We start from the raw sequence: 232 nt of genomic DNA, 5'->3' as shown, positions 1-232 counted from the left end.
ATCTACAGCCCGCTGCAGATGGCGGCCGACCTGCTGGAGAACTACGAGAAGAACCCGGCGCCGTTCCAGTTCATCAAGGACGTGCCGGTGGACTGGGACGACACGCGCGTGTTGAACGGTGAAGTGGGCGACTACGTGACCATCGCCCGCAAGGAGCGCGGCGGCAACAACTGGTATCTCGGGTCGCTGACCGATGAGGACGGCCGCACGCTGACCGTGCCGTTGTCCTTCC

Annotated in this window: 1 protein-coding gene; it reads left to right on the top strand. The window is 64.2% G+C overall.

Going from position 1 to position 232, the window contains the following annotated elements; genetic code table 11:
• Positions 1 to 232 (top strand): glycoside hydrolase family 97 C-terminal domain-containing protein (locus OH705_RS28880; RefSeq protein WP_267303656.1); only part of this gene is annotated, 232 nt, incomplete at both ends.

Origin of the sequence: Pseudomonas sp. BJa3, from assembly GCF_026343815.1 — a bacterium.
Classification (GTDB): domain Bacteria; phylum Pseudomonadota; class Gammaproteobacteria; order Pseudomonadales; family Pseudomonadaceae; genus Aquipseudomonas; species Aquipseudomonas soli.
Note: the sequence above shows the minus strand (reverse complement) of the source record. Positions and strands in the feature narration are given on the sequence as shown.